Raw genomic sequence first — 25,808 nt, forward strand, 5'->3', positions numbered from 1 at the left:
CACGCCACACAACCCGAACCCGCCCACCCCCAGCACCGCGCCATCGGGCACGTCGGCCACCGCCGCGGCAGCACTGTCCACCACCTTGTCCATGCGTGCTCTCCTCGTCCGTCCTCGGGTCAGGGGCGTGCGGTGGAGGGCTGCTCGCTCTCCACCCGGGTTCTCTCGGTGACCAGGCGCGGCCGGCCGGCGTAGACGCCGGCGGCGATCTGGACGCCAAGCAGGACGAGCAGCAGGGTCAGGCCGGGGCGCCACCCGCCGGTCGCGTCGTGCAGCAGCCCGACGGCCAGCGGGCCGGTCGCGGCCAGCAGGTACCCGGCGCTCTGCGCGGCCGCCGACAGTCGCCCGGTCTGGGCGACGTCGCGGGTGCGCACCAGGATCAGCGTCATCGCCAGCGGGAAGCACAGCCCCGTGCCGAGGCCGTAGAGCACCGTCCAGACCACGGGTGCCGCGCCGGGCGCGAGCAGCAGGCCGGCGATCCCGATCGCGGTCGGGATGCTGCTGCCGACGACCCACGGGACCTGGCTGGCCCGCCGGGCCGCCAGCGGGGGGACGACGAGCGCGCAGGGGGCCCCGAGCACCGCGGCTGCGGCGACCAGCGCCCCGGCACCCACGGGCGAGACGCCGGCGTCGTCCTCGAGGACGTCGGCCAGCCAGGTGAGCATCGCGTAGAAGGCCAGTGACTGGAGGCCGAAGAACACCGTCACGGCGATCGCCACCCGGTCGCGCAGGACGGCGACGACGGAGAGCCGGGCGCCCGGTGGATCGGCCGGCTGCCGCCGGCGGGCGGCGAGCACGGCCATGCCGGCAGTGGCGGCGAGCACGAGGACGAGCCACAGCGCCAGGCCCGTGACGGCGCCGCCGCTGAGGGTCGCCAGCGGCTGGGCGAGGCCCGCGCCGAGGCTGGCCGACAGGGCCATCGAGGCCGTCGTCGCCCCCAGGACCGGTGCGCTGCGCGGCCCGTACTCCGCGCGGACGGCGGCGGGCAGCAGCACGTTGACCACCGCGATCCCGCCGCTGAGCAGGACCGTGCCGGCGAACAGGCCCCAGGTGCCGGCCAGGCGCAGCACGACTCCGACGGCGAGCGCGACGGACCCGGCGAGGACGGCGCGGTGGACGCCGAGCCGTGCGGCGATGGCCGGGACCGCGGGGGAGAGCAGGCCGAAGCAGACGAGGGGCAGTGAGGTGAGGACCGCCAGCGCGGAGGTGGAGACGGTCAGCTCGTCGCTGAGCTCGCCGAGCAGTGGGCCCACGGCGGCGAACGGCGCCCGCAGGCACAGCGCGACGAGGACGAGGACGGCGGCGGGGGCGAGCCGTGCCCCCCGGCGGCGGGGGCGGTCGGGTGCGCGCGGGGTCACGACCCCGGACGCCGGGTGCGCTTGAGGTCCAGCTCGATGTTCCCCGCGGTCTCCAGCAGCTCCGGGACCAGCTCGTGCTCCAGCTGTGCCAGCGACGTCCGGCTGGCGTGGACGGAGACGTTCAGGGCGGCCACGACCTCGCCGTCGGCATCGTGGATCGGCGCCGCGGCCGACCGCAGCCCGTGCTCCAGTTCCTGGTCGACCAGGGCGTAGCCCTGCCGCCGGGCGCGCTCGACCGCGGCGCGCAGCTCGACCGGGTCGGTGACGGTGTGCTCGGTGAAGGGGGTGAACACCGCACGCTGGAGGTAGGCGGCGAGCTCCGCATGCGGCAGCCCGGCGAGCAGCACCCGGCCCATCGAGGTGGCGTGCGCCGGGAAACGGGTGCCGACGGCGATCAGCACGGTCATGATCCGCTTGGTCGGGACCCGGGCCACGTAGACGATCTCGTCGCCGTCCAGCACCGACACCGACGACGACTCGTGCACCCGGGACACCAGGGTCTCCAGGTGCGGCTCGGCCACCTCCGGCAGCGTCAGGCCCGACAGGTAGGAGTAGCCGAGCTCCAGGACGCGGGGGCGGAGGGAGAACTCCCGGCCGTCCACGCGCACGTAGCCAAGCTGTACCAGCGTGAGCAGGAAGCGGCGGGCCGCGGCGCGCGTGAGGCCGGTCGCCCGGGCGACGTCGGACAGGTTCAGGCGCGGGTGCTCGGCGTCGAAGGCCCGGATGACGGCCAGTCCCCGGTCGAGCGACTGCACGAAGGTACTGTCGCGCGCCGGCAGGGTGGCCTGCTCATCAGCGATCTCCAACGCAGTTCCTCCCGATGCTGTGACGCGGGTCGCGACTGTGACATTGTGCGCAGAGTGAACAGCCGTTCGGCAAGCGGTGGGTTACCGGCGATCACGGCGTGGTCACGGCCACAGTGTGCCGCTTGACGGTGAGTGGGGTCACCTGTTTCCGTTCACGAGAAGAACATCGGTTCGCGCTGCGAACACCAGCCACCGCCCGACTCATCGTGGAGCCCCCATGCGCCAACCGGTCACCGCCCTCGCGGCGGGCCCCCCGTTGCTCCTCGCCGCGTGCGGCGGGCTCGACCGCCACGGCGGTGCCGCCGGAGGCCGCGGAGCCCGCGAGGGCGCACACTGCGATCACACCCCGGACCTGGAGGGCCTCCTGCCGTGACCGAGTCCCCCGTCACCGTCTACGAGCCGGCCGCCGCCAACCCGGACGCCGGCGTCGCGCCCAAGACCCCGCCGCGCCGCGCCCTCGGCAGCTCGCCGTTGGTGCTGGGCACGATCGGCCTGCTGGCCCTCGTGCTGCTGTTCGAGATCCTGCCGCGGCTGGAGATCCTGCCGAGCCAGTTCTTCCCGACGTCGTCGGAGATCGGGGCGGCGCTGATCGACCAGCTGGGTCAGCCGGACTTCTGGGCAGCGCTGCTCGACACCATCTACGGCTGGGCGCTGGGCCTGCTGATCGCCGCGGTCGCCGGTGTGGTGCTGGGCATCGTCATCGGCAGCTCGCACTTCCTGCGCGAGCTGACCGCCTCGACCATCGAGTTCCTCCGGCCGATCCCGTCGGTGGCGCTGATCCCGCTGGCGGTGCTGCTGTTCGGCACCGCGATCGAGAGCAAGCTCCTGCTGGTCATCTACGCCTCGTTCTGGCCGGTGCTCATCCAGGTGCTCTACGGCGTCCAGGACGTCGACCCGGTCGCGCAGGACACCGCCCGCGCCTACCGCTTCGACTTCTGGGCCCGCATCCGGTACGTCACCTGGCCGACCGCGCTGCCCTACATCATGACCGGCCTGCGGCTGTCGGCTGCGGTCGCGCTCATCCTGGCGGTCACCTCGGAGCTGGTCATCGGCAACCCCGGCCTGGGCAACCGGCTGGCCGTCGCGCAGAGCAGCGGCGCGATCGAGGCGACCTACGCCCTCGTGGTCGTCTCCGGCATCCTCGGCGTGATCGTGAACCTCGTCTTCCGGTACATCGAACGACGGACCCTCAGCTGGCACCCGTCCCAGCGAGCAGAGGTGGCCCTCTGATGGCATTCCTACGGCGCTTCGGCTTCGCCCTCGGCCTGCCCCTCGTGCTGTTCGCCCTGTGGTGGGTGACGTCGGCGAACAGCACCAACTTCTACTTCCCGCCGCTGTCGCTGATCCTCGACAGCCTGGTGGCGGAGTGGTTCGGCCCGCGACTGGCCGACGACGTCCTGCCCAGCCTGATGCGGCTGGCCGCCGGCTATGCCATTGCTGCCGTCGTGGGCATCACCCTCGGCGTCCTGATCGGGACCTACAAGCGGCTTCGCGACCTGCTCGAGCCGGTCCTCGAGTTCTTCCGCGCCATCCCGCCGCCGGTCATCGTGCCGATCCTCATGCTGATCTTCGGCATCGAGAACACCATGAAGATCGTGGTGATCGCCTTCGGTTGCATGTGGCCGATCCTGCTCAACACCGCCGAGGGCGTCCGCGCCGTCGACAGCGTGCTGTCCGACACCGCCCGCACGTACCGGATCAGCGGCGCGGCCCGGCTGCGCTACCTGATCCTGCCCTCGGCCAGCCCGCAGATGGCCGCCGGGCTGCGGCAGGGCCTGTCGGTCGCGATCATCCTGATGGTCATCAGCGAGCTGTTCGCCGCCAGTGACGGCCTGGGCTTCGCGATCGTCCAGGCGCAGCGCAGCTTCGCCATCCCGGAGATGTGGGCGGGCATGATCATGCTCGGCCTGCTCGGCTTCCTGCTGTCCCTCCTGTTCCGCCTCGTCGAGAACCGCTGGCTGGCCTGGTACCACGGCCTGCGCCGCGCCCAGCGCGCGGGATGACGGCCGTGCAGACCCCGTCCCTGAACCCCCGATCGGAAGGCGCAACACGATGCTCGAGGTGAACGGCGTCAAGAAGGTGTACGAGGGCAAGTCGCGCACCGTCGAGGCCGTGCGCAACCTGACCTTCACGCTGCAGGAGGGCGAGTTCGCCTGCCTCGTGGGACCGTCCGGCTCCGGCAAGACGACCCTGCTCAAGATCATGTCCGGGCTGCTGGACCCGACCGAGGGCGAGGTCCTCCTCAACGGCAAGAAGGTCGACGGCCCGCCGCCGGGGATGGCGATCGTCTTCCAGGAGTACGGGCGCAGCCTGTTCCCCTGGATGAGTGTCCGGGACAACGTCGAGCTGCCGCTCAAGCAGAAGAAGGTCGCGGCCGCCCGCCGCAAGGAGCTCGTCGACGAGTCGATCGCGGCGGTCGGCCTGGCCGACGTGCACAGCGCCTACCCGTGGCAGTTGTCCGGCGGCATGCAGCAGCGCGTCGCCATCGCCCGCGCGATCGCCTACGAGCCGCAGGTGCTGCTCATGGACGAGCCGTTCGCCGCCGTCGACGCGCAGACCCGCGCGGACCTCGAGGACCTCGTCCGGGACCTGTGGCACCGCTTCCAGGTGACCACCCTCTTCGTCACGCACGACATCGACGAGTCGGTCTACCTGGGGCAGCGGGTGATCGTGCTGTCCAGCTCGCCCACGGTCATCCGCGACGACGTCGCCATCGACCTGCCCGACGAGCGCAACCAGTTGCACACCCGGTCCTCACCGCGGTTCGCCGAGCTGCGTGCCCGCGTCTTCGAGCAGATCCACCGGCCGAAGGAGGAGACCCCCGGCGCGGTCGACCCGCACGCCCCGGCGGTCATCGGCCAGAACTGACCCGGCGCGCCGAGCCACCCGGCACCCGTCCCCTCGCCACGCGAGGGGACGGGGGCCGGTCCCGTCCTGGACCCCTGCTCTCTCATTGACCGAGAGGGCGTTGCGTCCGGGCCGGTGACGACGGTCACGCTGTGCGTGGCCGCGTCCCTCGAGCTCGAACCCGGAGTGCCACCGTGACCGTCGACAGCCCGCCCACCACCGACGTCCCCGTGCTGGGCGACGACCCGTTCGGCACCGAGGTGCTGACCGACCCCTACGACTTCCACCGCAGGCTGCGCGACGCCGGCCCGGTGGTGTTCCTCGAGCGCTACGGCATCTACGCGATGGGCCGGTTCGAGCACGTGAAGGCGTCCTTGATCGACTGGGAGACGTTCGTCTCCAGCCGCGGCGCGGGCCTGGCCGACTTCGCCAAGGAGAAGCCGTGGCGGCCGCCGAGCCTGCTGTTGGAGGCCGACCCGCCGGACCACACCGTCGTCCGGACGGCGATGAACGGCGTCATCTCCCCGCGCGGCTTGCGGGCGCTGCGCGAGCGGTTCGCCGCGCCGGCCGCCGAGATCGCCGACCGCCTGGTCGCGCAGGGCACCTTCGACGCGGTCACCGACCTCGCCGAGGTGTACCCGCTGCGGGTCTTCCCCGACGCCGTCGGGCTGCGTGAGGAGGGTCGGGAGAACCTGCTGCCCTACGGCGGGCTGGCGTTCAACGCCTTCGGCCCCGACAACGAGCTGCGCCGGCAGGCGCTGGCCACCGCCGCACCCGTCCAGGCCTGGATCTGGGAGCAGTGCCAGCGGGAGAACCTCACGCCGGGCGGCTTCGGCGCCCTGATCTGGGAGGCCGCCGACCGCGGCGAGATCACCGCCGAGCAGGCGCCCATGCTCGTCCGCTCGCTGCTGACCGCCGGGGTGGACACCACCGTCTACGGCATCGCCAACACCGTCTACGGGCTGTCCCGCCACCCCGACCAGTGGGAGCTGCTGCACCGGACCCCGGCCAAGGCGAAGTTCGCCTTCGACGAGGCGCTGCGCTGGGAGTCGCCGGTGCAGACCTTCTTCCGCACCACCTCCCGCGAGGTGGAGGTCGCCGGGACGACGATCCCCGAGGGCACCAAGCTGCTGCTGTTCCTCGGCTCGGCCAACCGCGACCCGCGCCAGTGGGGCGAGGACGCCGACACCCTGGACATCGGCCGCCGCGCCGCGGGCCACGTGGCCTTCGGCATGGGGATCCACCAGTGCGTCGGGCAGCCGGTGGCCCGCCTGGAGACCGAGCTGGTGCTCTCCGCGCTCGCCGAGCGGGCCCGCGCCATCGAGCCGGCCGGTGACCCGGTACCGAAGCTGAACAACACCCTCAAGGGCTGGGCCAGCGTGCCGGTCCGCGTCGCGCCGGCTTGAGCCGCACACGACTGCGGCCCCGGAGGGACCTCCCTTCGGGGCCGCAGTCGTTCAAGGGTCCTCACCCGGCGATGAGTTCGGCAGCGAGTTGGTGAGAGCATCCCGCCCCGGGTCGGTTCGACACCCGGCTCGAGGACGGCTGCAGAGTGCGATGAGTTTCCCTCGTGTGGGCTGTCAGTAGAACGACGACTACTGATCGCTACCGAATCGACCGGGGGGCTTCTCTTGGGACGACTGATCATCAACAACGCCATCACCGTCAACGGCGCCTTCGAAGCGCCGGTACCCGAACCCGACGGGTGGCTCGTCCTGGACCCCGACAGCCAGCAGGCCTCGCTCGAGAAGTGGCAGGCAGCCGACGCGATGGTGATCGGGCGCAAGACCTATGAAGGCCTGGCCACGGTGTGGCCGCAGATGGCAGACATCCCTGGGTACGAGGCATACGCGCATCGGATGAACAGCATGACCAAGTACGTCGCGTCCCGGACACTGAGCGGGCCGCTGATCTGGAATGCCATCCTGCTCGAAGGCGACCTGGCCGACAGCGTGAACGACCTCAAGGACAAACACCCCGGCAACCTGATCGTCACCGGTGCCGGCGAACTGGCCCGCAACCTCATGGCCCAGGACCTCGTCGACGAGCTCTGGTTCACGGTGAGCCCCTACCTCTGGGCAACCGGGCCCCGGATCTTCGACGATCTCGGCGCCGTCCGGCTGGAGCTCATCGCCACTACGACATTTCCGTCGGGTGCGGTGCTCCTGCGCTACCGGCCCGCACCCGCAGACAGGACCTCCACGGGATGAGCCTCGTGAACCGCGTCCCTTCCGACATACGGCGCAGGGGCAGTCGGCGGGCATGCTGGTCCGGAGACGCCGATCTGAGAATCAACGCTGATGACCTCGGGAATGGACTTTCCCACCCAGCAGTCACCTTGCTGCCGAACTCACCCGGCGATGAGTACGGCTCATGAGGGTGATGGATCGGGCCATCTGATCTGGGTGCTCCGCGACAACGCGCGGGCGGCGCTTCGACGAGCGGGCAGGCCGGTCGCCCGACGGGGCGGAGAAGACCGATGAGGTGGCGGGCGTCTCGGCGGTCGAGGCGCACTACCGTCGCGCCCTCTGAGCCGAGGAGGGGCCCGATGGCGAGGATGCCCAACCCGAGAGTGCTGGCCGAGGTGCTGCGCAGCGGGAATCTCCACGCGCGGCTGCGCGCCGCGCGGGAGGGGCTGACCGGGGTTCGGCTGCAGTTGATCGCCGCTGCGCTCGACCTGGGCCTGCTCGACGCGCTCGACGAGGGCCCGGCCAGCACCGAGCAGCTGGCCGGGCGCCTGGGTGCGGTCGAGCAAGATCTGCTGGTCGCCTACCTCCGCGTGCTCGCTGCTGCGGGGGTGATCACCGGAGAGGGCTCGTGGCGGCTCACCCGGTTCGGCCGCGCTGTCGTCGGCGACGACGTGGTGCGCGCGTCGTACGAGGGCTTCGGCGGCTACCACACCGAGCTCTACCGGGATCTGCCGGCGCTGCTGCGAGGTGGCCCGGGGCGGCGCGACACCGCAGAGCAGGGCGAGGTGATCGCCCGGCTCTCCGCCGCGATCTACCCGCTGATCCGCGACCTGCTCGTCCGCACGGTCACCGAGCGCCGGCCGCGCCGGGTGCTCGACATCGGGTGCGGCGCCGGCCTGCACCTGGCGGCGATGCTCGAGGCCGCTCCGGACGTCACCGGCATCGGCGTGGACGTCGACCCCGACACCGCGGCACTGGCCCGGCGCACGCTGAGCGAGCGCGGCCTGGCCGACCGGGCCAGCGTCGAGGCTGTCGACATCCAGAAGGCGCTCGCCGCCGGTCGCCCGGGCGCCCTCACCGACCGCATCGACCTGGCCCTGCTCGCCAACGTCATCTACTACGTGCCGGTCGACGAGCGGGTGGAGCTGCTGCGCGCGGTCGCCCACCTGCTCGCACCCGGCGGCGCCCTCGTGGTCGTCACCACCGTGGCCGGGCCGCAGCTGTTCAGCCGGCACTTGGACCTGCTGCTGCGGGCGCAGGAGGGCCGCATGGAGCTGCCCGCCGTCGACGTGCTGCTCGGTCAGCTCCGCGAGGTGGGCCTGCAGCCGCAGCCAGTGAAGTGGATCGGTCCCCCCGGCGCTGCGCTCGGCGCGGTGACAGCGATCCGCTGAGGACGTGAGTAAGCCCGATGGCATCACCCTCATCCGCCGTACTCACCCGGCGATGACTCCGGCCGGGTTCCGCGCCCGGTCCGCTCCTCACTCGCTGGCGCTCGCTGCGATGCTCCCGGGGCCGTCACCCGGCGATGACTCCGGCCGGGTTCCGCGCCCCGGTCCGCTCCTCGCTCGCTGGCGCTCGCTGCGATGCTCCCGTGGCCGTCACCCGGCGATCATCGTCTCGACGTCGAACTCCTCGCTGATGATCCCGTACTCGAGCATCAGGTCGCTCATCTTCTGCAGCTGCTGGCGATCGACCTCGGCGTCCCACTCCGGCAGCTGGACCTGCTCGACGGTCTCCGCCGGCACCTGGCTGTAGGTCGGCACGAGCCGGACCAGCTCCTCGCGGTTGCCCTGCAGCTCCGCCATGGACGCTGCCATCGCCGCCCGGAAGGACTCGATCACCTCGGGGTTCTCCTGGGCGTACTGCTCGGTGGTCAGCCAGCCGGCGACCGGCATGTCGTCGACCGGGCCGCTGAACAGCGGGAACAGCACGCGGGCGCCGGAGGCCTTCGCGGAGGCCTGGAACGGCTCGACCTGCCAGATGGCGTCGACGTCGCCGGCGTCGAGGGCGGCGGCCATGTCGGGGTAGGGCAGCTCGAGGAACTGGATGGTGGAGACGTCCACGCCGGCGTCCTCGAGGATCGCGTTGACCGCGACCGTGCCGATGTTCTGCAGGTTGTTCACCGCGATCCGCGCGCCGGCCAGGTCGGCCGGGGCCTGGTAGGGGGAGTCGGGGGCGACCATGATCGCGTGGTCCTCGGCGCCGACGTCGTTGCCCGCGATGATCCGCACCGGCAGGCCCTGCTGGGCGGCGAGCAGCGCGGAGGTGTAGTTGCCGTAGGTGATGTCGTACTCGCCGGCGATCAGCGACGGGATCGCCTGGGCGCCGCCGGAGGTCTGCTCCAGCGTGACGTCCAGGTCCTGCTCGTCGAACAGGCCGGCCTCGTCGGCGTGGACGGCGATGGCGGTGTGCACCAGCGGGAAGTAGCCGACGGTCAGCTGCGCCGGGCCCTCCCCGCCGCCGGAGGCGGTGCCGCCGCCCGCGTCGTCGGAACCGCAGGCGGCCAGCGCCAGGGAGGCGGCACAGCCGAGCGCGAGGCCGGCGAGGCGGCGGGAGGGACGGCGTCCGGAGGATGCGGGCGCAGCGGTCAAGGAGGGGCTCCCTTCGGTGCTCCGCGGGCAACGGCTGCCCGCGGACGTGACGCGGATCCTGCGATCCCGATCACAGCCCGCCCACTGCCCTCTCGAAGAGTGAGAGGGTTCAGCGCGCCGCCTGGGCCGGCGGCCCCGCCGACAGCGACCTGGTGACCCCGCGCGCCGCGGCCAGCAGCGCCGGCACCTGCGCGGCGGCGCGGCCGTCGTTGGGCACGATGACCGACAGGGCGGCGACCACCGCCTGGAGGCCGTTGCGCACGGGCACGGCGACCCCCGCGGCGTCCGGGTGCACGTGGCCCGGGGTGATCACGAAGCCCTGCCGGCGGACGTCGGCCAGCGTCGCCCGCAGCCGTCCGGGCGTGGTGATCGTGTCGGCCGTGTGCGGCTCCAGCGGCCGGCCCAGGAACCGCTCCTGCAGCTCCGGCGGGCTGTAGGCGAGCAGGACCAGGCCGGAGGAGGAGATGTGCAGCGGCAGTCGGCCGGCGATGCGGGAGTAGTTGACGACGGCGTCGCGCGCCGACAGCCGCTCGATGAACAGGACGTCGTCGCCGTCCCGGACGCCGAGCTGCGCGTGGTGGCCGACGACGGCGTGCAGGTCCTCCAGGTAGGGCATCGCGGCGTCCCGCAGGGAGAGGGTGGGCGACGCGCGCGAGGCCAGCTCCCACATCCGCACGCCGACCCGCACCTCGCGGTCGGGGCCGCGCTCCAGCAGGCCGTGGGAGACCAGTTCGGCGATCAGCCGGGACGCGGTGGCGACGTGCAGGTCGGTGCGGCGGGCGATCTCCGACACCTGCAGCGCGGTCTCCTCGGGGGAGAAGGCGTCGAAGATGCGGACCGCCCGCGAGAGCACCGACTCCCCGGTCTTCACGCGCCCCACGGCCGCAGTGTGGCACGGGGGAGCGGTCAGCCCGCGCCGCGGAAGCGGACCGTCTGGCCGGGGCACAGCTGGCCGCAACGGTCGACGTCGGCGTCGTCGACGTAGCCGATGACCGGGTAGCCACCGGTGACCGGTGCGTCGGCGAGGAAGAGCACCGGCAGGCCGGACGGCGGCACCTGCAGCGCGCCGCGGACCATGCCCTCGCTGGCCAGCTCGCCGGTGCGCACCCGCTCCAGCGGCGGGCCGTCCAGGCGCAGGCCGATCCGGTTGCTCTCGCCGGTGACCGTCCAGCCGGTGCCGGTGAGCACCGCGGCGGCGTCCTCGGCGAACCAGTCCGCCCGCGGGCCGGGCAGCAGCCGCACGGTCACCTCGCCGCCGGCCGGGTCGGGGACGGGGGCCAGGTCGACGCCGGGCAGCGGTCCGGTCGCCTCGCCGACGGGGAGGACGTCGCCGGCCGAGAGGGCGGGCGGGCCCAGCCCGGAGAGCAGGTCGGTGGCGCGGCTGCCGAGCACCGGCTCGACGGCGATGCCGCCGCGGACGGCGAGGTAGGTGCGCAGCCCCGTCGCGGGCAGGCCGAGCCGCAGTTCCGCGCCGGCGGCGAGCCGGTGGGGCGCGTTGTGTGCGGGGGAGCCGGGGCAGCGGGCGCCGGTGGTGGCGACGAGCAGGTCGGCGCCGGCCCGCAGCGCCAGCCCGCCGAGGGTCGCCTCGAGCACCGCGGCGTCCGGGTCGTTGCCGACGAGCCGGTTGGCCAGGGCCGCCGCGGCGCGGTCGCAGGCTCCGGAGCGCCCGATGCCCAGGGCGCCCTGACCGGGACGGCCGGCGTCCTGCACCGTGGTGAGCGGCCCGGTCGACAGCACGGTGAGGCAGCGATTCATCCCGCCTCCACGAACCGCACGCGCACCCCAGGCCGCAGCAACGCCGCCGGTTCCCGCGCCAGGTCGAACACCGCGACGTCGGTGCGGCCGATCAGCTGCCAGCCGCCGGGGGACTCCCGCGGGTAGACGCCGGCGAACTCGCCGGCCAGCGCCACCGCCCCGGCCGGCACCCTGGTGCGGGGCGACTCCCGGCGCGGCACGTGCCACGGCTCGCCGTCGGGCGTGCAGTAGCCGAACCCGGGGGCGAAGCCGCAGAAGGCCACCGTCCACTCGGTCCCGGTGTGCCGGCGCACCACCTCCTCCGGCTCGACGCCGAGGTGGTCGGCGACGTCGGCGAGGTCGGCGCCGTCGTAGACCACGGGCAGCTCGACCCGGTCGCCGTGCCCGGCCCGATCCGGTCGCGGCCGGGTCTCCCGCACCGCCTGCGCGACGGCGCCGAGGGTGGTCCGCGCCCGGTCGACGACGAGCAGCACGGTGCGCGCCGCGGGGACGACGTCCACCACGCCGTCGATCGGTTCCTCGGTGAGCGCGGCGTAGAGGCCGAGGACCTCGTCCAGGTCGTCCACCTCGACCAGCAGCGCGCTGGAGCCGCTCGGCAGGACCCGCATCAGGGCGCGAACGGCGCGAGCTCGACGCCGGCCCCGGTGAGCGCGTCCCGCACCCGCCGGGCGATCGCCACCGCGCCGCGGGTGTCCCCGTGTACGCAGATCGAGTCGGGCCGCACCTCGAGCGGGTTGCCCTCGACGTCGCGGATCGGCTCCCCGCGGGCCATGGCGACGCAGCGGGCGGCGATCTCGTCCGGGTCGTGCAGCACCGCGCCGTCCAGGCGGCGGGAGACCAGCGTGCCCTCCGGGGTGTAGGCGCGGTCGGCGAACGCCTCGCGGACGACGGTCAGCCCGGCGTCCTCGGCCAGCCGCAGCCACGCCGACCCGGGCAGGCCCATGACCGGCAGCGTGCGGTCGTACTCGACGACCGCGCGCACCACCGCGGCCGCCTGCTCCTCGTGGGCGACGATCGCGTTGTAGAGCGCGCCGTGCGGCTTGACGTAGCGGACCCGGGAACCGGCCAGGCGGGCGAAGGCCTCCAGGGCGCCGATCTGGTAGACGACGTCGGCGGTGAGCTCGTCGGGATGGGCGTCGATGAAGCGGCGGCCGAAGCCGGCGAGGTCGTTGTAGGCGACCTGGGCGCCGATGGCCACCCCGGAGGCGGCGGCCTGCTCGCACACCCGGCGCATGATCGACGCGTCGCCGGCGTGGTACCCGCAGGCGACGTTCGCGCTGGTGACCACCCCCAGCAGCGCCTCGTCGTCCCCGAGTTCCCACTGGCCGAAGCCCTCGCCGAGGTCCGAGTTCAGGTCCACCGGGCCGTCCTCCTCACGCGAACAGATCGATGACCGGGCGCACCGAGTTCACCGCCAGGTAGAGGGTGAGCAGCCAGGCCAGCCAGCCGATGACCAGCAGCCACCTCGGGTAGCGGTACGCGCCCAGCAGGTCGCCGCGCCGGGTCGCCACCCACAGCACGACGGCGATGCCGATCGGCAGGAGCAGCCCGTTGAACGCCCCGGCGAAGACCAGCAGCGTCGTGGGCGCGGCCCCGATCAGGACGAAGGCCAGCGTGGTGACGGCGATGAAGGCGACCACCAGGAGCGTCCGGGTTCGGTCGCTGGTGCGGGTGCGGGACGTGACGAAGGAGACCGACGTGTAGGAGGCACCGATGATGCTGGTGATCGAGGCCGCCCACAGCACCACGCCGAAGGCCCGCAGCCCGAACTCGCCGGCGGCCTGGCCGAAGGCGTTGGCCGCCTGGTTCTCGGTGCCGAGGTCCGCGCCGCCGGCGACCACGCCGAGGATGGCCAGGAACAGGACCACCCGCATGATCCCGGTGATCACGATGCCGGTGATCGAGCCGCGGGTGATGTCGCGGACGTGAGCGGGCCCGGTCACGCCGGAGTCCAGCAGCCGGTGGGCGCCGGCGTAGACGATGTAGCCGCCGATCGTGCCGCCCACCAGCGTGGTGATGGCCAGGAAGTCGACCTCGTCGGGGAGGACGACGTTGCGCAGCGCCGTCCCCACCGGCGGGCCCGACGTGACCGCGATCCAGGTGGTCAGCACGATCATCAGCAGGCCGAGGACGACGACGATGCGGTCGACGGCCACTCCCGCCCGTTTGCTCACGAAGACGCCGATCGCCACCAGGGCCGACAGGGCGCCGCCGATCTTCGGGTCCAGCCCGAACATGGCGTCGGTGCCCAGGCCCGCGCCGCTGACGTTGCCGATGTTGAACACCAGCCCACCGACGAGCAGCAGCGCGGCCATCACCCAGCCGAGCCCCGGCAGCACCAGGTTGCCCAGCTCCTGGGCGCGCCGGCCGCTGACGCCGATCACCCGCCAGACGTTCAGCTGCAATGCGATGTCGATGACGATCGAGACGGCGATGGCGAACGCGAACGCCGCGCCCAGTTGCACGGTGAACGCCGTCGTCTGGGTGATGAAGCCCGGCCCGATGGCCGAGGTGGCCATGAGGAACATGGCCCCGAGCAGGGTGGACCGGGTGCTGGCCGTCATGCGGCCGGCGGGCGGGGCGGGACCGGTGGACGGTGGGGTCTCCGGGCTGTGCGACATGGGCGCTCCCACGGGGACGGCTGCCCGGGACGCTAGAGCCGAGCCGGGACGGCGGCAACGCGAAGCGGGTGGCCGTGGCCGCGCGCACCATGGGCGGCATGGCGCAGATGCTCACCGAAGCCGCTCCCGCCGACGTCCGGGCCGCCTGCCGGGACGGGGCCGCCGTCCCCACGTCCGGTCTGGCGCCGGGCTACACGCAGGCCAACCTGGTCGTCCTGCCGCGCGAGTGGGCCTACGACTTCCTGCTGTTCGCCCAGCGCAACCCGCAGCCGGTCCCGCTGCTCGACGTCACCGACGCCGGGTCGCCCCGCACCGTCCTCGCCCCCGACGCAGACCTGCGCACCGACCTGCCGCGCTACCGGGTCTGGCGGGACGGCGAGCTGACCGACGAGCCGACCGACGTCACCGACCTGTGGTCCGGCGACCTGGTCGCGTTCCTCATCGGCTGCAGCTTCAGCTTCGAGACCGCGCTGCTCGACGCGGGGGTGCCCGTGCGCAACATCGAGCAGGGCCGCAACGTGTCGATGTTCCGGACCGACCGCGCGTGCCGGTCCGCCGGGCGGCTGTCCGGGCCGCTGGTCGTCACGATGCGGCCGGTGCCCGGCGAGCTGGTCACCACCGCGGTCCAGGTCACCGCGCGGATGCCGCAGGTGCACGGAGCGCCGGTGCACGTCGGGCCGCCGGAGGGTCTCGGCATCGCCGACCTCGCCCGGCCCGACTTCGGCGACCCGGTCGAGGCGCACGCCGGGGACGTCCCGGTGTTCTGGGCGTGCGGTGTGACCCCGCAGGCGGCGCTCATGGCGTCCCGGCCGCCGTTCGCGATCACCCACGCGCCCGGTCACATGTTCGTCACCGACGTCCCGGACTCCGTCTACCGCCTGCCGTGATGTGACCCATCCCTCAGCAGGTAGGTGACTTGATGGCTTCGTCAAGTCGTAACGTGTTTCCATGCCGTTCACCCCGGGACGTCCGCTCGCGGAGGCCAAGGCCGACCTGTTCAAGGCGCTGGGGCACCCCGCACGGGTCCGTGTGCTGGAGCTGCTCGCCGAGCGGGAGCACACGGTCGGCGAGCTCGCCGAGGCCACCGGGCTGGAGCTGTCGCACCTGTCCCAGCAGGTGGCGGTGCTCCGCCGGGCCGGGGTGGTCGACAGCCGCCGGGTGCGCAGCAACGTCGTCTGCGCGCTCTCCGACCCGCAGACCGCCGAGCTGCTGGCCGTCGCCCGCCGGATGCTGACCACCCGGCTGCGCAGCGACCAGGCGCTGCTGGCCGAGCTGGACGGCGCCGACGACGCCGTCGCCCTCGCCGACGCCACCCGGGACCGGGCGTGACCGGCCGCGTGGCGGCCCTGCTGCCGCGCGCCGAGGACTACCGCGGGCTGCGTCGCTCCTGGCCCCGGGACCTCGCCGCCGGGGTCACCGTCGCCGTCGTGGCGCTGCCCCTGGCGCTGGGGTTCGCGGTGGCCACCGGGGTCGGTGCGCAGGTCGGCCTGGTCACCGCCGTGGTCGCCGGGGCCGGGGCCGCGCTCCTCGGTGGCTCCCGGGTGCAGGTGTCGGGGCCGACCGGCGCGATGACCGTCGTGCTCGTGCCGCTGGTCGCCGCGCACGGGCCGGACGTCGTCTACCCGGTGGCCGTCCTCGCCGGCGTCCTGGTCGTGCTCGCGGCCCTGCTACGGCTGGGCCGGCTGCTGGCCTACGTCCCGTGGCCGCTGGTGGAGGGCTTCACCCTCGGTATCGCCGTGGTCATCGCCGCCCAGCAGGTGCCCTCCGCCCTCGGCGTGGACCGGCCCGAGGTCGAGAACGCCGCCGGCGCCGCGGTGGTCGCGGCCGGGCGGTTCCTCCGGGACCCGGACTGGGCGGTGCTGGGCCTGCTCGCGCTCGCCGTCGCCGCCACCGCCCTCCTGCCGCGCCTGCACCGGGCCGTGCCGGCCGCACTGATCGCCGTCACCGTGGTCACCGTGGTCGCGGAGCTCACCGGGGCCGGGGTCGCGGTGATCGGCGCCCTGCCGGACGGGCTGCCCGCGCCCGCGCTGCCCGACCTCGGCGACCTGCCCGCGCTGCTCGGTCCGGCCGCGGCGGTCGCCTTCCTGGCCGCCCTGGAGAGCCTGCTGTCGGCCCGGGTCGCCGACGGGATGACCGACGGGCCGCGGCACGACGCCGACCGCGAGCTGTTCGGCCAGGGCGTGGCCAACGTGGCCTCGGGCCTGTTCGGCGGGATGCCGGCCACCGGGGCGATCGCGCGCACCGCGGTCAACGTCCGCGCCGGGGCGAGCACCCGGGTCGCCGCGCTCGCCCACGCGCTGGTCCTGGCCGCCGTCGTGCTCGTCGCCGCGCCGCTGGTCGAGCGCATCCCGCTGGTCGCCCTCGCCGGCGTCCTGCTGGTGACCGCCTACCGGATGGTGGAACGGCACACCGTGCGGGCGGTGCTGCGCTCGACCCGCGGCGACGCGGTGGTCTTCACCCTGACCGCGGGCGCCACCATCGCGCTCGACCTGATCGCCGCGGTCGCGCTCGGCCTCGTCGTCGCCGCCGTCTGGGCGTTGGTGCAGGTCGCCGGCACCGCCCGGGCCGTGCCGGAGCCGGTCGGCGCCGACGGGGTCGACGACGACGAGGAGCGCGCGCTGCTGGCCCGGTCCGTGCTGGTGTACCGCCTCGACGGGCCGGTCTTCTTCGCTGCGGCCGCGCACTTCCTCGCCGCGCTCACCGCCTCACCGGGGGTGGCGGTCGTCGTCCTGCGGCTGTCCGGGGTGGACCACCTCGACGCCACCGGTGCCCGCACGCTGGGGGAGGTCGTCGCCGAGCTCGAGGAGCGCGGCGTCACCGTGCTGGTCAAGGGGGCCTCGGCCGAGCACGCCCGGCTGCTCACCGCGGTCGGTGCCCTGGCCGCGGTCGCCGCCCGCGGCCACGTCTTCGCCGACCTGCCGGCCGCGCTGGCGCACGCCCGCGAGCACGTGGGGCAGTCCGGCCGCGGGTGTGCGCAGGCCGCGCCGGTCAGCCCGGCGGTGCCGCGCTGAACCGGTCGCGCAGGTCCGGCTTGCGGATCTTGCCGGTGGCGGTCTTGGGCAGCTCGTCGACGAACTCCACGTGCCGGGGGACCTTGAAGCCGGCCAGTCGTTCCCGCAGCGCGGTGCGGATGGCTTCGGGGTCCTCGGGGGCGCCGGGTGCGGGGACGACGACGGCCAGGCCGACCTCGCCCCAGCGCTGGTCGGGGACGCCGATGACGGCGGCCTCGACCACCCCGGGCAGTTCGAGCAGCGCGGACTCGATCTCGGCCGGGTAGACGTTCTCCCCGCCCGAGATGATCATGTCCTTGTAGCGGTCGTGGATGGTGAGGTACCCCTCGGCGTCCAGCGACCCGGCGTCGCCGGTGTGGTACCAGCCGTCGCGCAGCACGGCGGCGGTCTGCTCCGGGTCGTTCCAGTAGCCGGCCATGACGTTGGGGCCGGAGACGGCGACCTCGCCGACCTCGTCGGCGTCGGCGTCGGTGCCGTCGGGGCGGACCACGCGCAGGTCGGTGAAGAACAGGGGCTTGCCGGCGGAGCCGACCTTGCGCTCGGCGTCGGCCGGGTCCAGCACGGTGCAGCCGGGCGAGGCCTCGGTCATGCCGTAGCACTGCTGCATGGTCACGCCGCGGTCCAGCCAGGTGCGCAGCGTGGGGACCGGCACCGCGGCGCCCGCGGCACCGATGGTGCGCAGCGCGGACAGGTCGCGGGTGGCGAACCCCGGTTCGCGGCTCATCGCGTCGAGCATGGTGGGGACGGCGAAGAAGGAGGTGACCCGCTGCTCCTCGATCACCTGCAGCGTCCCGGCCGGGTCGAAGCGGCGCACGATGACCGCGCACCCGCCGCGCAGCAGGGTCGGGTTGACCGTGCCGTTGAGCCCGCCGATGTGGAACAGCGGCGCCAGGGCCAGCGTGCGCTCGTCGGCGGCGAGGTCCATGCCCAGCAGCTGGTTGGTCGCGTTCCACGTCATGTTGCCGTGGGTGAGCACGGCGCCCTTGGGCCGGCCGGTGGTGCCGGAGGTGTACATGACCAGGCAGGGGTCCTCGAGCGTGACCGGCTCGTCGCGGAACCGGGGTTCGGCGGCGGCCAGCAGCTGCTCGTAGGGCAGCGAGTCCGAGCCGCCGGCGGCCGGGGGCTCGGCGGCGACCCACGCCCGGACGCCGGGCAGCCGGTCGCGCAGGGCGTCGGCCAGCTCGCCGGAGTCGCGGCCGTGGACCACCGCCGACGCCCCGGAGTGCTCCAGCACGTACTGCGCCTCGGGCGCGGTGAGCCGGGCGTTGACCGGCACCCAGATCGCGCCCAGCTGCCCGCAGGCGTAGAGCGTCTCCAGTGCCGAGGGGTGGTTGCTCCCGGTCCAGGCGACGCGGTCCCCGGCGCGCACGCCGAGGCCGGCCAGGGCGGCGGCGGTGCGGCGCACGCGGTCGGCGAACCCGGCGTGGGTGGTCGTCGTCCCCTCGAACCAGATCGCGTCGCGGTCGGGGGAGATCCGCAGCCGACGCTCCGGCCAGGACCCGAGCCCGGCGTTCCTCACCGCAACCCCAGGGCGCGGATCGCGTTCTCCTTCATGACCAGCGGGCGGACCTCGTCGCGGATCTCCAGCGCCTCGAAGTCGCGGATCCAGCGCTCGGGGCTGATCAGCGGGTAGTCCGAGCCGAACAGCACCTTCCTCTTCAGCAGGGTGTTGGCCGCGCGGACCAGCTGCGGCGGGAAGTACTTGGGCGACCAGCCCGACAGGTCGATGTAGACGTTGGCCTTGTGCTGGGCGACGGAGATCGCGGCGTCCTGCCAGGGCACCGAGGGGTGGGCCATGATGATCGTGAGGCCCGGGAAGTCGGCGGCGACGTCGTCGAGCAGCATCGGGTCGGAGTAGCGCAGCTTGATCCCGCGCCCACCCGGCAGACCCGAGCCGATGCCGGTCTGGCCGGTGTGGAACAGCGCCGGCACCCCCAGTGACTGCAGCTCCTCGTAGAGCGGGTAGACGCGCCGGTCGTTGGGCTCGAAGGCCTGGATCGACGGGTGGAACTTGAACCCGCGCACCCCGTGCTCGGTCACCAGCGTGCGGGCGAGCCGGACGCCGGACCGCCCGCGGGCCGGGTTGATCGAGCCGAACGGGATGAGGACGTCGGGGTGCGCCGCCGCGGCCTCGGCGATCTCTTCGTTGGACAGCGTCGGGTGGCCGGTGGCCAGCTCGCTGTCGACGGTGAAGACCACCGCGGCCATCTGCTGGGCGCGGTAGTGCTCGGCGATCTCCGGCACGGTGGGGTGGTGCGGCTCGCCCTTGAAGTACGCGGCCGCTGCCTCGAGCAGTTCGTCGTCCATCGACAGGTGCCCGTGCAGGTCCTGCTCGACGTGCACGTGCACGTCGATGGCGACCAGGGAAGAGACGTCCACGGCTGGCTCCAGAGGCGAGAGGAGGGTGTGGCGCACGACGCTAGGCCGCTATCGTGGAGGACGTCAACGATGGAGGTCCTCATGGATGGCACCGTGCTCACCGACGACGTCGGGTACCTGCTCTCCCGCGCCAGCGGTCTGCTCGTCCGCGCCACCAACGCCGCGCTCGCCGACCACGGGCTGCGGGTGCGTTCCTACTCGGCGCTGCTGCTCGCCTGTGACTCGGGGGACGGCATGTCCCAGCGCGACCTGGCCGAGGCGCTCGGCCTGGACCCGAGCCAGGTGGTGCTCCTCGTCGATGAGCTGGCCGCTGCCGGTCTGGTCGAGCGACGCCCCTCGGTGACCGACCGGCGCACCAAGCTGGTGTGCGCCACCGAGGCCGGGCACGCGGCCCGGGCGTCGGCCCAGCGGGCTGCGGCCGCGGCGCACGCGGCACAGCTGGAGGAGCTCAGCGACGACGAGCGCGAGCAGCTGCGGGGGCTGCTCGGGCGGCTGGTGCGGGCCGGCCAGCCGGTGTTGCGCGGCTGATCGGGGTGGGGACTTGTCCCAGAGCCCTGTGACGTGCATCATCCCGAACGTCAACCGTTGAGGTTGTCACCGAAATTTCTGAGTCTGGGAGAACGCATGCTCCGCAAGTGGGTGCCCCTGCTGGCCGCGTCGACGCTGGTCCTCGCCGCGTGTGGGGGAGGCGACGACGAGGCCGCCTCCGGCGGCTCGGGTGGCGGCAGCGGTGAGCTGCGCCAGGTGACCGCGGGCCTCCTCCCGGTGGCGGTGACCGGCGCGCTGCAGGGCGGCATCGAGCAGGGCTTCTTCGAGGACCGCGGCATCGAGGTCACCATCGAGACCGGCCAGGGCGGTGCCGCGCTCCTGCCCGCGGTCGCGTCCGGGGAGATGCAGTTCGCCACCAGCAACCCGGTCTCGCTGCTGCAGGCCCGCGACCAGGGCCTCGACGTCCGGGTCGTCGGTCACTGGACCTCCACCCACGCCGAGGGCGAGGACGTCAACGGCGTCGTCGCCGACAAGGACTCCGGGATCACCTCCGCCGCCGGCCTGGCCGGCAAGCGGATCGCGGTCAACACCCTCAACGGCATGGGGCAGCTGACCATCGACGAGGCCGTGCGCCAGGACGGCGGCGACCCGTCGGGCATCCAGTACGTCGAGCTGGGCTTCCCCGACATGCCCGCGGCACTGGAGGCCGGCAACGTCGACGCCGTCTGGGTGCCCGAGCCCTTCCTGTCCCAGCTGATCGCGGCCGGCCACCCGGTGGCCAGCTACTCCAGCCAGGAGTCGGTGCCCGGCCACCCGACCCAGCTGTTCTTCACCTCCGGCCAGCTGGTCGAGTCCGACCCGCAGCTGGTCGAGGACTTCACCGCGGCCCTCGAGGAGACCCTCGAGTGGGCCGACGCGAACCCCGACGCCGTCCGCACCGAGGCCGAGGAGTTCCTGCAGACCCCGGCCGGGTCCATGGCGAACGTCCGCATCGAGGAGTTCGGCACCGACCTGCGCCGCGAGCAGATCGAGCAGATGGGCGAGCTCATGGTCGACGCCGGCCTGCTCGACAACGACCCGGACATCGACGGGCTGCTCCCGGAGGAGTGAGCACGTTCCCCGCGGACCCGGCGCAGCCGGTCGTCGCACCGTGGGGTAGGTCTCTGGGGTGACCACCCCGACCAGCCAGCAGGCCCGCCCGGTGCCCCGGGCGGGCCTGCTGCTGCTCGCCGTCCTGCTCGCCGGGCTGAACCTGCGCGGCGCGATCGCCGCGGTCTCCCCGGTGCTGCCGGACATCCGCGCCGAGCTCGGCCTCACGCCGACGGTGGCCGGGCTGATCACCACGCTGCCGGTGCTCTGCTTCGCCGTCCTGGCGCCCCCGGCGGCCTGGCTCGGCCGCCGGATGGGCCCCGAACGGGCGGTGCTCGCCGGCCTGCTCGCCATCGCCGCGGGCACCGCGCTGCGCGTCCTGGACGGCGCCCCGGTGCTGCTGGCCGGGACGTTCCTCGTCGGCGCGGGCATGACCGCGGGCAACGTGCTGCTCCCGGCGGTCACCAAGCGTGACTTCGCCGAGCGGGCCGGCACCGTCACCGGCCTCTACACCGGCGCCCTCGCCGCCGGGGCCGCCCTGACCGCGGCCCTCACCGCGCCCGTCGCGGTGCTCATCGGCTGGCGGTGGGCGCTGGCGTCCTGGGCGCTGCTCGCGCTGGTCGCCGCGGCCGTGTGGTGGGCGGCGACCCGCGCCCCCCGGACCGCCCACGCCACGACGGCGGCCGCCGTGCCGACGGCGGGCGGCGTGGTCTGGCGCTCGGCGATCGCCTGGGCGGTGACCACCGTCCTGGCCCTCCAGTCGGTCCTCTACTACGCGGTGACCACGTGGTTGCCGACCCTGCTGGTCGACGAGGTCGGCGCCAGTCTCGCGTCGGCCGCCCTGGCCGCCACGCTGTTCCAGGTGCTCGGCATCCCCGGCACGCTGGTCGTGCCGGCGGTCCTGGCCCGCCGGCGTCCCGGGGCCGGGCAGAGCGGCCTGGGCCTCGCCGTCGCCGCGGTGTGGGCGGTGCTGTTCGCCGGCCTGCTGGTGGCGCCGCAGGCCTGGGCGCTGTGGGCGGTGGTGGGCGGGCTGGCGCAGGGCGCCGGGATCTCCCTGGCCTTCACGCTCGTCGTCCTGCGCGCGCGGGACGACGCCTCGGCGCGCCGGCTGTCGGGGATGGCGCAGCTGGTCGGCTACGCGGTCGGCGCGGCCGGGCCGCTCGTGGTGGGTGCGTTCTACTCCGCCAGCGGCGGGTGGGGCGCGCCGCTGGCCCTGCTGCTGGGCGGCGCCGGGGCCTACGCCGTCGCGGTCGCCGTGGCCGGCCGGCCCCGGACGGTCGGCTGACCGGGCTTCCACGATGTGGAAGTCGGGTACCAGGGGCGGGTGATGGCGGTCACCGTGGGTATGAGCTGTGGAGCCCGAGCCTGGAGGCATGCATGACGTCGATCGTCCAGAACCAGTGGTATGTGGCCGCGTACGGCCGTGAGATCGGTCGCGAGCTGTTCAGCCGCACCATCTGCGGGGAGTCGATCCTGTTCTGGCGGACCGAGGCCGGTCAGGTCACGGCGATGAGCGACCGCTGCGTGCACCGCCGGTTCCCGCTGTCGGAGAAGCCCAGCCACCTCAACGGCGACACCGTCGTCTGCGGGTACCACGGCTTCACCTACGGCGCCGACGGCGTCTGCGTGGCCGTCCCCGGGCAGAAGCGCGTCCCGCGCACCGCGCGGCTGAAGTCCTACCCCGTCGTCGAGCAGGACTCCTTCGTGTGGGTGTTCATCGGCGATCCGGACGAGGCCGAGAGCACCCGGATCCCGCGGGCGCCGTGGCTGGACCAGGAGGGCTGGACCGTCGTCAGCGGCATGGAGCCCCTCAAGGCCCGCGCCAGCCTGCTGATCGACAACCTCATGGACCTCTCCCACGAGACCTATCTGCACGGCGGGTACATCGGCACCCCCGAGGTCGCCGAGACGCCCATCACCACCGAGGTCGACGAGGACGCCGGCATCGTCTACGTCAGCCGCCACATGGCCGACGCCGAGTGCCCGCCCTTCTACTCCACGAGCACCGGCATCCAGGGCCGCATCACCCGCTGGCAGGACATCGAGTACACGCCGCCGTGCCTCTACAAGCTGCACAGCCGGATCGCCCCGGTCGGCGTGCTGCCCAACGAGGACGGCACCGACCCGGACGCCTTCCACGTCGAGGTCGTGTACGCGATCACGCCGGAGACCGAGAACTCCACCCACGACTTCTGGGCCGTCGCGCGCGACTTCGCGCTCGACGACGAGTCGGTGTCGGACTTCCTGCGGGAGAACAACCGCACCGTCGTGCTGCAGGACGTCACCGCCCTCGACGTGCTCGAGCAGGTCCTCACCGGCGAGCCCGACGGCTACCAGGAGCTGTCGATCAACATCGACACCGGGGGTCTGGCCGCCCGCCGGCTCATCGCCGCGATGGCCGCCGAGGGCGCCGGCACAACCGTCGAGCAGCCGGCGGCGGCGACCGCGCCGTGAGCTCGGCCAACGGGAGCAACGGCACCGGAGGAAACGGCATGACCCTGCCCCCGCCGCGCGAGGTCCTCGCCGGTGAGAAGGTGTTGCGCATCAACTGGCTGCCTGGTTCCGACCGGCTGCGCGGCCTGTGCCACTGTGGGGCCGAGGCCGAGGGGGAGGACCCGATCGAGATGTGGGAGTGGCTGCTCGCCCATCCCGACCACCCCGCCGGCGGGCCCACGGTGACCCCGTCGCCCGACGTGCTCCCACCCCCGCCGGCGCACCGGGTGAGCGATCCGTCCATCATCCGGACACGGACCCCGGTCCTGGTCTGAGCCGTGCCGTCCCCGGTCCGCCGCCTCGGCGGGCCGGGGACGTCGCCTGCCTACATCGAACGGAGTGACACCGTGCACACCACGCACGACGAGGTGGACCTGAAGCTGCAGGTCGCGTCCCGGACCGAGGGGGCCGAGGGCGTCGTCGTCCTCGAGCTGCGCGACCCCTCCGGTGCCGACCTGCCCGCCTGGGCCCCCGGTGCCCACCTCGATCTCGAGCTGCCCAACGGCCTCACCCGGCAGTACTCGCTGTGCGGCGACCCGAACGACCGGTCGGCCTGGCGGATCGGGGTGCTGCGTGAGCCCGAGGGGCGCGGCGGCTCGGCGTACGTGCACGACGAGCTGACCGCGGGCGTCGAGATCGATGTCCGCGGGCCTCGCAACAACTTCCCGCTCGTCTCCTCGCCGCACTACGTCTTCATCGCCGGCGGCATCGGGATCACCCCGATCCTGCCGATGATGGCCGCGGCCGAGGCCGCCGGCGCGGAGTGGGAGCTGCACTACGGCGGCCGCAGCCGCCGGTCGATGGCCTTCCTCGAGTCGATGGAGGAGCTGACCGGCACCCGGGTCACCCTGCATCCGCAGGACGAGGTGGGGCTCATCGACCTGGAGGCGATCCTCGGCGCGCCCCGGCCGGACACCGTCGTCTACTGCTGCGGGCCCGAGCCGCTGCTGCAGGCGGTCGAGAAGCAGTGCGTCACCTGGCCCGACGGCGCCCTGCACGTGGAGCGGTTCAGCCCCAAGGAGTTCGGCGAGCCGCTGCTGCAGGGTGCCTTCGAGGTCGAGCTGGCGACCAGCGGCATGACCCTGACCGTGCCCCCGGACAAGTCGATCCTCGAGGTCGTCGAGGAGGCCGGCGTCCCGGTGCTCTCCTCCTGCCAGGAGGGGACGTGCGGCACCTGCGAGACGCCGGTGCTGGAGGGCGAGGTCGACCACCGCGACTCGCTGCTGACCCCGGCGGAGCAGGAGGCGAACGACACGATGTTCATCTGCGTGTCCCGGGCGGCCTGCCCCAAGCTGGTGCTCGAGCTCTGACCCCGGTCCGGATGTCCGACCCCGGCGCCGGGGCCACGATCCCCGTGGCCCCGGCGCGGACGTCGGGAGGCAAACTGCTCGGCGTCCTCGACGCCTTCACCCGCGAGCGGCCGGCGCTCACCCTCTCCGAGATCGCCCGCGTCGTCGGGGTGCCGCTGTCCACCGCGCACCGGCTGGTGGCCGAGCTGCGCCGGTGGGGCGGCCTGGAGCGGGACCCCGACGGCCGCTTCCGGATCGGGCTGCGGCTGTTCGAGCTGGGCGCGCTGGCCCCCCGCGGCCTCGCGCTGCGGGAGGCGGCGCTGCCGTTCATGGAGGACCTCTACGAGGTCACCCACCAGAACGTGCAGCTGGCCGTGCGCGACGACGTCGAGGTGCTGTTCGTCGAGCGCTTCGCCGCCCGCGACGCGGTCATGGTGCTCACCCAGGTCGGCGGGCGGTTCGCGCTGCCGCCGACCGGGGTGGGCCTGGTACTGCTCGCGCACGCGCCGCTCGACGTCCAGGAGCGGGTGCTCGCCGCCCCGCTGAGGCGCTACACCCCGCACACCATCACCGACCCCCGCCAGCTGCGCCGGGTGCTCGCCGAGGTCCGGCGCAGCGGCCTGGCGATCAGCGACCGGCAGGTCACCATGGACGCCGTCTCGGTGGCCGCGCCGATCGCCGGTCCGGACGGCGTCGTGGCGGCGCTGTCGGTCGTCGTGCGTGGTGACTCCCCGGCCGCGGTGCGCGCGCTCACCCCCGGCGTCCGGGCCGCCGCGCGCGGCATCTCCCGGGTGCTCACCCAGTCCGCCGGCGGCGGGTGGCCGGGGGCGTCCGCGTCCGCCGGCGACGTGGCCCGCTGACCCCGACCCACCGCCTGTGCACCGCCCACCC

25 protein-coding genes and 1 pseudogene are annotated in these 25,808 nt (G+C 73.7%); 16 read left to right on the forward strand and 10 right to left on the reverse strand.

Going from position 1 to position 25,808, the window contains the following annotated elements; translation table 11 throughout:
- Nucleotides 1–119 precede the first annotated feature (119 nt).
- Together CRP39_RS25725 and CRP39_RS25730 are read right to left on the reverse strand one after the other, a co-directional pair.
- The gene (locus tag CRP39_RS25725) at nucleotides 120–1,358 is read right to left on the reverse strand and encodes an MFS transporter (RefSeq protein ID WP_097209255.1); all 1,239 of its coding nucleotides are present in this window, start codon (nucleotides 1,356–1,358) and stop codon (nucleotides 120–122) included.
- On the reverse strand, nucleotides 1,355–2,164 hold the full coding sequence (locus CRP39_RS25730; RefSeq protein ID WP_216359931.1) for an IclR family transcriptional regulator domain-containing protein: 810 nt from the start codon (nucleotides 2,162–2,164) through the stop codon (nucleotides 1,355–1,357). The genes CRP39_RS25725 and CRP39_RS25730 overlap by 4 nt, the downstream gene beginning before the upstream one ends.
- A gap of 369 nt (nucleotides 2,165–2,533) precedes the next feature.
- On the opposite strand from CRP39_RS25730, the gene CRP39_RS25735 reads away from it, so the two are divergent.
- From CRP39_RS25735 to CRP39_RS25760, 6 genes are all read left to right on the forward strand, one after another.
- On the forward strand, nucleotides 2,534–3,394 hold the full coding sequence (locus CRP39_RS25735; RefSeq protein ID WP_216359932.1) for an ABC transporter permease: 861 nt from the start codon (nucleotides 2,534–2,536) through the stop codon (nucleotides 3,392–3,394).
- On the forward strand, nucleotides 3,394–4,167 hold the full coding sequence (locus CRP39_RS25740) for an ABC transporter permease (RefSeq protein WP_097209256.1): 774 nt from the start codon (nucleotides 3,394–3,396) through the stop codon (nucleotides 4,165–4,167). The genes CRP39_RS25735 and CRP39_RS25740 overlap by 1 nt, the downstream gene beginning before the upstream one ends.
- Nucleotides 4,168–4,216: 49 nt before the next feature.
- Nucleotides 4,217–5,032, forward strand: coding sequence for an ABC transporter ATP-binding protein (locus tag CRP39_RS25745; RefSeq protein WP_097209257.1), 816 nt, complete (start codon nucleotides 4,217–4,219; stop codon nucleotides 5,030–5,032).
- A 173-nt stretch (nucleotides 5,033–5,205) separates the two neighbouring features.
- Nucleotides 5,206–6,417, forward strand: coding sequence for a cytochrome P450 (locus CRP39_RS25750; RefSeq protein WP_097209258.1), 1,212 nt, complete (start codon nucleotides 5,206–5,208; stop codon nucleotides 6,415–6,417).
- A gap of 225 nt (nucleotides 6,418–6,642) precedes the next feature.
- A complete protein-coding gene (locus tag CRP39_RS25755) occupies nucleotides 6,643–7,221 on the forward strand; it encodes a dihydrofolate reductase family protein (RefSeq protein ID WP_097209259.1) in 579 nt (192 codons plus the stop codon).
- Nucleotides 7,222–7,559: 338 nt separating this feature from the next.
- A complete protein-coding gene (locus CRP39_RS25760; RefSeq protein ID WP_097209260.1) occupies nucleotides 7,560–8,591 on the forward strand; it encodes an SAM-dependent methyltransferase in 1,032 nt (343 codons plus the stop codon).
- A gap of 207 nt (nucleotides 8,592–8,798) precedes the next feature.
- Here CRP39_RS25760 and CRP39_RS25765 read toward each other — a convergent pair whose 3' ends face one another.
- The 6 genes from CRP39_RS25765 to CRP39_RS25790 form a co-directional block, all read right to left on the reverse strand.
- Nucleotides 8,799–9,791, reverse strand: a complete 993-nt coding sequence (locus CRP39_RS25765; protein WP_097209261.1) for an ABC transporter substrate-binding protein — start codon at nucleotides 9,789–9,791, stop codon at nucleotides 8,799–8,801.
- 109 nt (nucleotides 9,792–9,900) lie between these two features.
- Nucleotides 9,901–10,671 carry an IclR family transcriptional regulator gene (locus CRP39_RS25770; protein WP_097209262.1) on the reverse strand — a complete coding sequence of 257 codons (771 nt, stop codon included), beginning with the start codon at nucleotides 10,669–10,671 and terminating at the stop codon, nucleotides 9,901–9,903.
- A gap of 26 nt (nucleotides 10,672–10,697) precedes the next feature.
- A complete protein-coding gene (locus CRP39_RS25775) occupies nucleotides 10,698–11,546 on the reverse strand; it encodes a 5-oxoprolinase subunit C family protein (protein ID WP_097209263.1) in 849 nt (282 codons plus the stop codon).
- Nucleotides 11,543–12,154, reverse strand: a complete 612-nt coding sequence (locus tag CRP39_RS25780) for a 5-oxoprolinase subunit B family protein (RefSeq protein WP_097209264.1) — start codon at nucleotides 12,152–12,154, stop codon at nucleotides 11,543–11,545. Before CRP39_RS25780 ends, CRP39_RS25775 begins: the two co-directional genes overlap by 4 nt.
- On the reverse strand, nucleotides 12,154–12,906 hold the full coding sequence (locus CRP39_RS25785; RefSeq protein ID WP_097209265.1) for a LamB/YcsF family protein: 753 nt from the start codon (nucleotides 12,904–12,906) through the stop codon (nucleotides 12,154–12,156). The genes CRP39_RS25780 and CRP39_RS25785 overlap by 1 nt, the downstream gene beginning before the upstream one ends.
- A 13-nt stretch (nucleotides 12,907–12,919) precedes the next feature.
- Nucleotides 12,920–14,167, reverse strand: a complete 1,248-nt coding sequence (locus CRP39_RS25790) for an NRAMP family divalent metal transporter (protein WP_097209266.1) — start codon at nucleotides 14,165–14,167, stop codon at nucleotides 12,920–12,922.
- Between the two features lie 98 nt (nucleotides 14,168–14,265).
- Here CRP39_RS25790 and CRP39_RS25795 point away from each other — a divergent pair, with 98 nt between their 5' ends.
- The 3 genes from CRP39_RS25795 to CRP39_RS25805 all read left to right on the forward strand — a co-directional run bounded on the left by CRP39_RS25795 (nucleotide 14,266) and on the right by CRP39_RS25805 (nucleotide 17,178).
- Nucleotides 14,266–15,054, forward strand: a complete 789-nt coding sequence (locus CRP39_RS25795; RefSeq protein ID WP_216359933.1) for a putative hydro-lyase — start codon at nucleotides 14,266–14,268, stop codon at nucleotides 15,052–15,054.
- Between the two features lie 61 nt (nucleotides 15,055–15,115).
- Nucleotides 15,116–15,496, forward strand: coding sequence for an ArsR/SmtB family transcription factor (locus CRP39_RS25800; RefSeq protein WP_097209267.1), 381 nt, complete (start codon nucleotides 15,116–15,118; stop codon nucleotides 15,494–15,496).
- Nucleotides 15,493–17,178, forward strand: a complete 1,686-nt coding sequence (locus CRP39_RS25805; RefSeq protein ID WP_216359934.1) for a SulP family inorganic anion transporter — start codon at nucleotides 15,493–15,495, stop codon at nucleotides 17,176–17,178. The genes CRP39_RS25800 and CRP39_RS25805 overlap by 4 nt, the downstream gene beginning before the upstream one ends.
- On the opposite strand, the gene CRP39_RS25810 is transcribed toward CRP39_RS25805, so the two are convergent.
- Nucleotides 17,156–18,697 carry an acyl-CoA synthetase gene (locus CRP39_RS25810; protein WP_097209268.1) on the reverse strand — a complete coding sequence of 514 codons (1,542 nt, stop codon included), beginning with the start codon at nucleotides 18,695–18,697 and terminating at the stop codon, nucleotides 17,156–17,158. The two genes, CRP39_RS25805 and CRP39_RS25810, sit on opposite strands and share 23 nt — an antisense overlap.
- A complete protein-coding gene (locus tag CRP39_RS25815) occupies nucleotides 18,694–19,557 on the reverse strand; it encodes an amidohydrolase family protein (protein ID WP_097209269.1) in 864 nt (287 codons plus the stop codon). The genes CRP39_RS25810 and CRP39_RS25815 overlap by 4 nt, the downstream gene beginning before the upstream one ends.
- Before the next feature lie 69 nt (nucleotides 19,558–19,626).
- On the opposite strand from CRP39_RS25815, the gene CRP39_RS25820 reads away from it, so the two are divergent.
- From CRP39_RS25820 to CRP39_RS25850, 7 genes and pseudogenes are all read left to right on the forward strand, one after another.
- Complete coding sequence (locus CRP39_RS25820) at nucleotides 19,627–20,085, forward strand: MarR family winged helix-turn-helix transcriptional regulator (RefSeq protein WP_097209270.1); 459 nt, start codon at nucleotides 19,627–19,629, stop codon at nucleotides 20,083–20,085.
- A gap of 96 nt (nucleotides 20,086–20,181) precedes the next feature.
- Nucleotides 20,182–21,156: an ABC transporter substrate-binding protein gene (locus CRP39_RS25825; protein WP_097209271.1), complete on the forward strand. Its 975-nt coding sequence runs from the start codon at nucleotides 20,182–20,184 to the stop codon at nucleotides 21,154–21,156.
- 58 nt (nucleotides 21,157–21,214) lie between these two features.
- The gene (locus CRP39_RS25830) at nucleotides 21,215–22,420 is read left to right on the forward strand and encodes an MFS transporter (RefSeq protein WP_097209272.1); all 1,206 of its coding nucleotides are present in this window, start codon (nucleotides 21,215–21,217) and stop codon (nucleotides 22,418–22,420) included.
- Between the two features lie 92 nt (nucleotides 22,421–22,512).
- Nucleotides 22,513–23,589 carry an aromatic ring-hydroxylating oxygenase subunit alpha gene (locus tag CRP39_RS25835; protein ID WP_097209273.1) on the forward strand — a complete coding sequence of 359 codons (1,077 nt, stop codon included), beginning with the start codon at nucleotides 22,513–22,515 and terminating at the stop codon, nucleotides 23,587–23,589.
- A 38-nt stretch (nucleotides 23,590–23,627) separates the two neighbouring features.
- Nucleotides 23,628–23,903 carry a hypothetical protein gene (locus CRP39_RS25840; RefSeq protein WP_097209274.1) on the forward strand — a complete coding sequence of 92 codons (276 nt, stop codon included), beginning with the start codon at nucleotides 23,628–23,630 and terminating at the stop codon, nucleotides 23,901–23,903.
- A 48-nt stretch (nucleotides 23,904–23,951) separates the two neighbouring features.
- Nucleotides 23,952–24,938 (forward strand): annotated as a pseudogene (locus CRP39_RS25845) (PDR/VanB family oxidoreductase); the annotation flags it as partial.
- 11 nt (nucleotides 24,939–24,949) lie between these two features.
- Nucleotides 24,950–25,777, forward strand: a complete 828-nt coding sequence (locus CRP39_RS25850; protein ID WP_097209275.1) for an IclR family transcriptional regulator — start codon at nucleotides 24,950–24,952, stop codon at nucleotides 25,775–25,777.
- Nucleotides 25,778–25,808: the final 31 nt, after the last annotated feature.

This window comes from Geodermatophilus sabuli (assembly GCF_900215145.1).
Classification (GTDB): domain Bacteria; phylum Actinomycetota; class Actinomycetes; order Mycobacteriales; family Geodermatophilaceae; genus Geodermatophilus; species Geodermatophilus sabuli.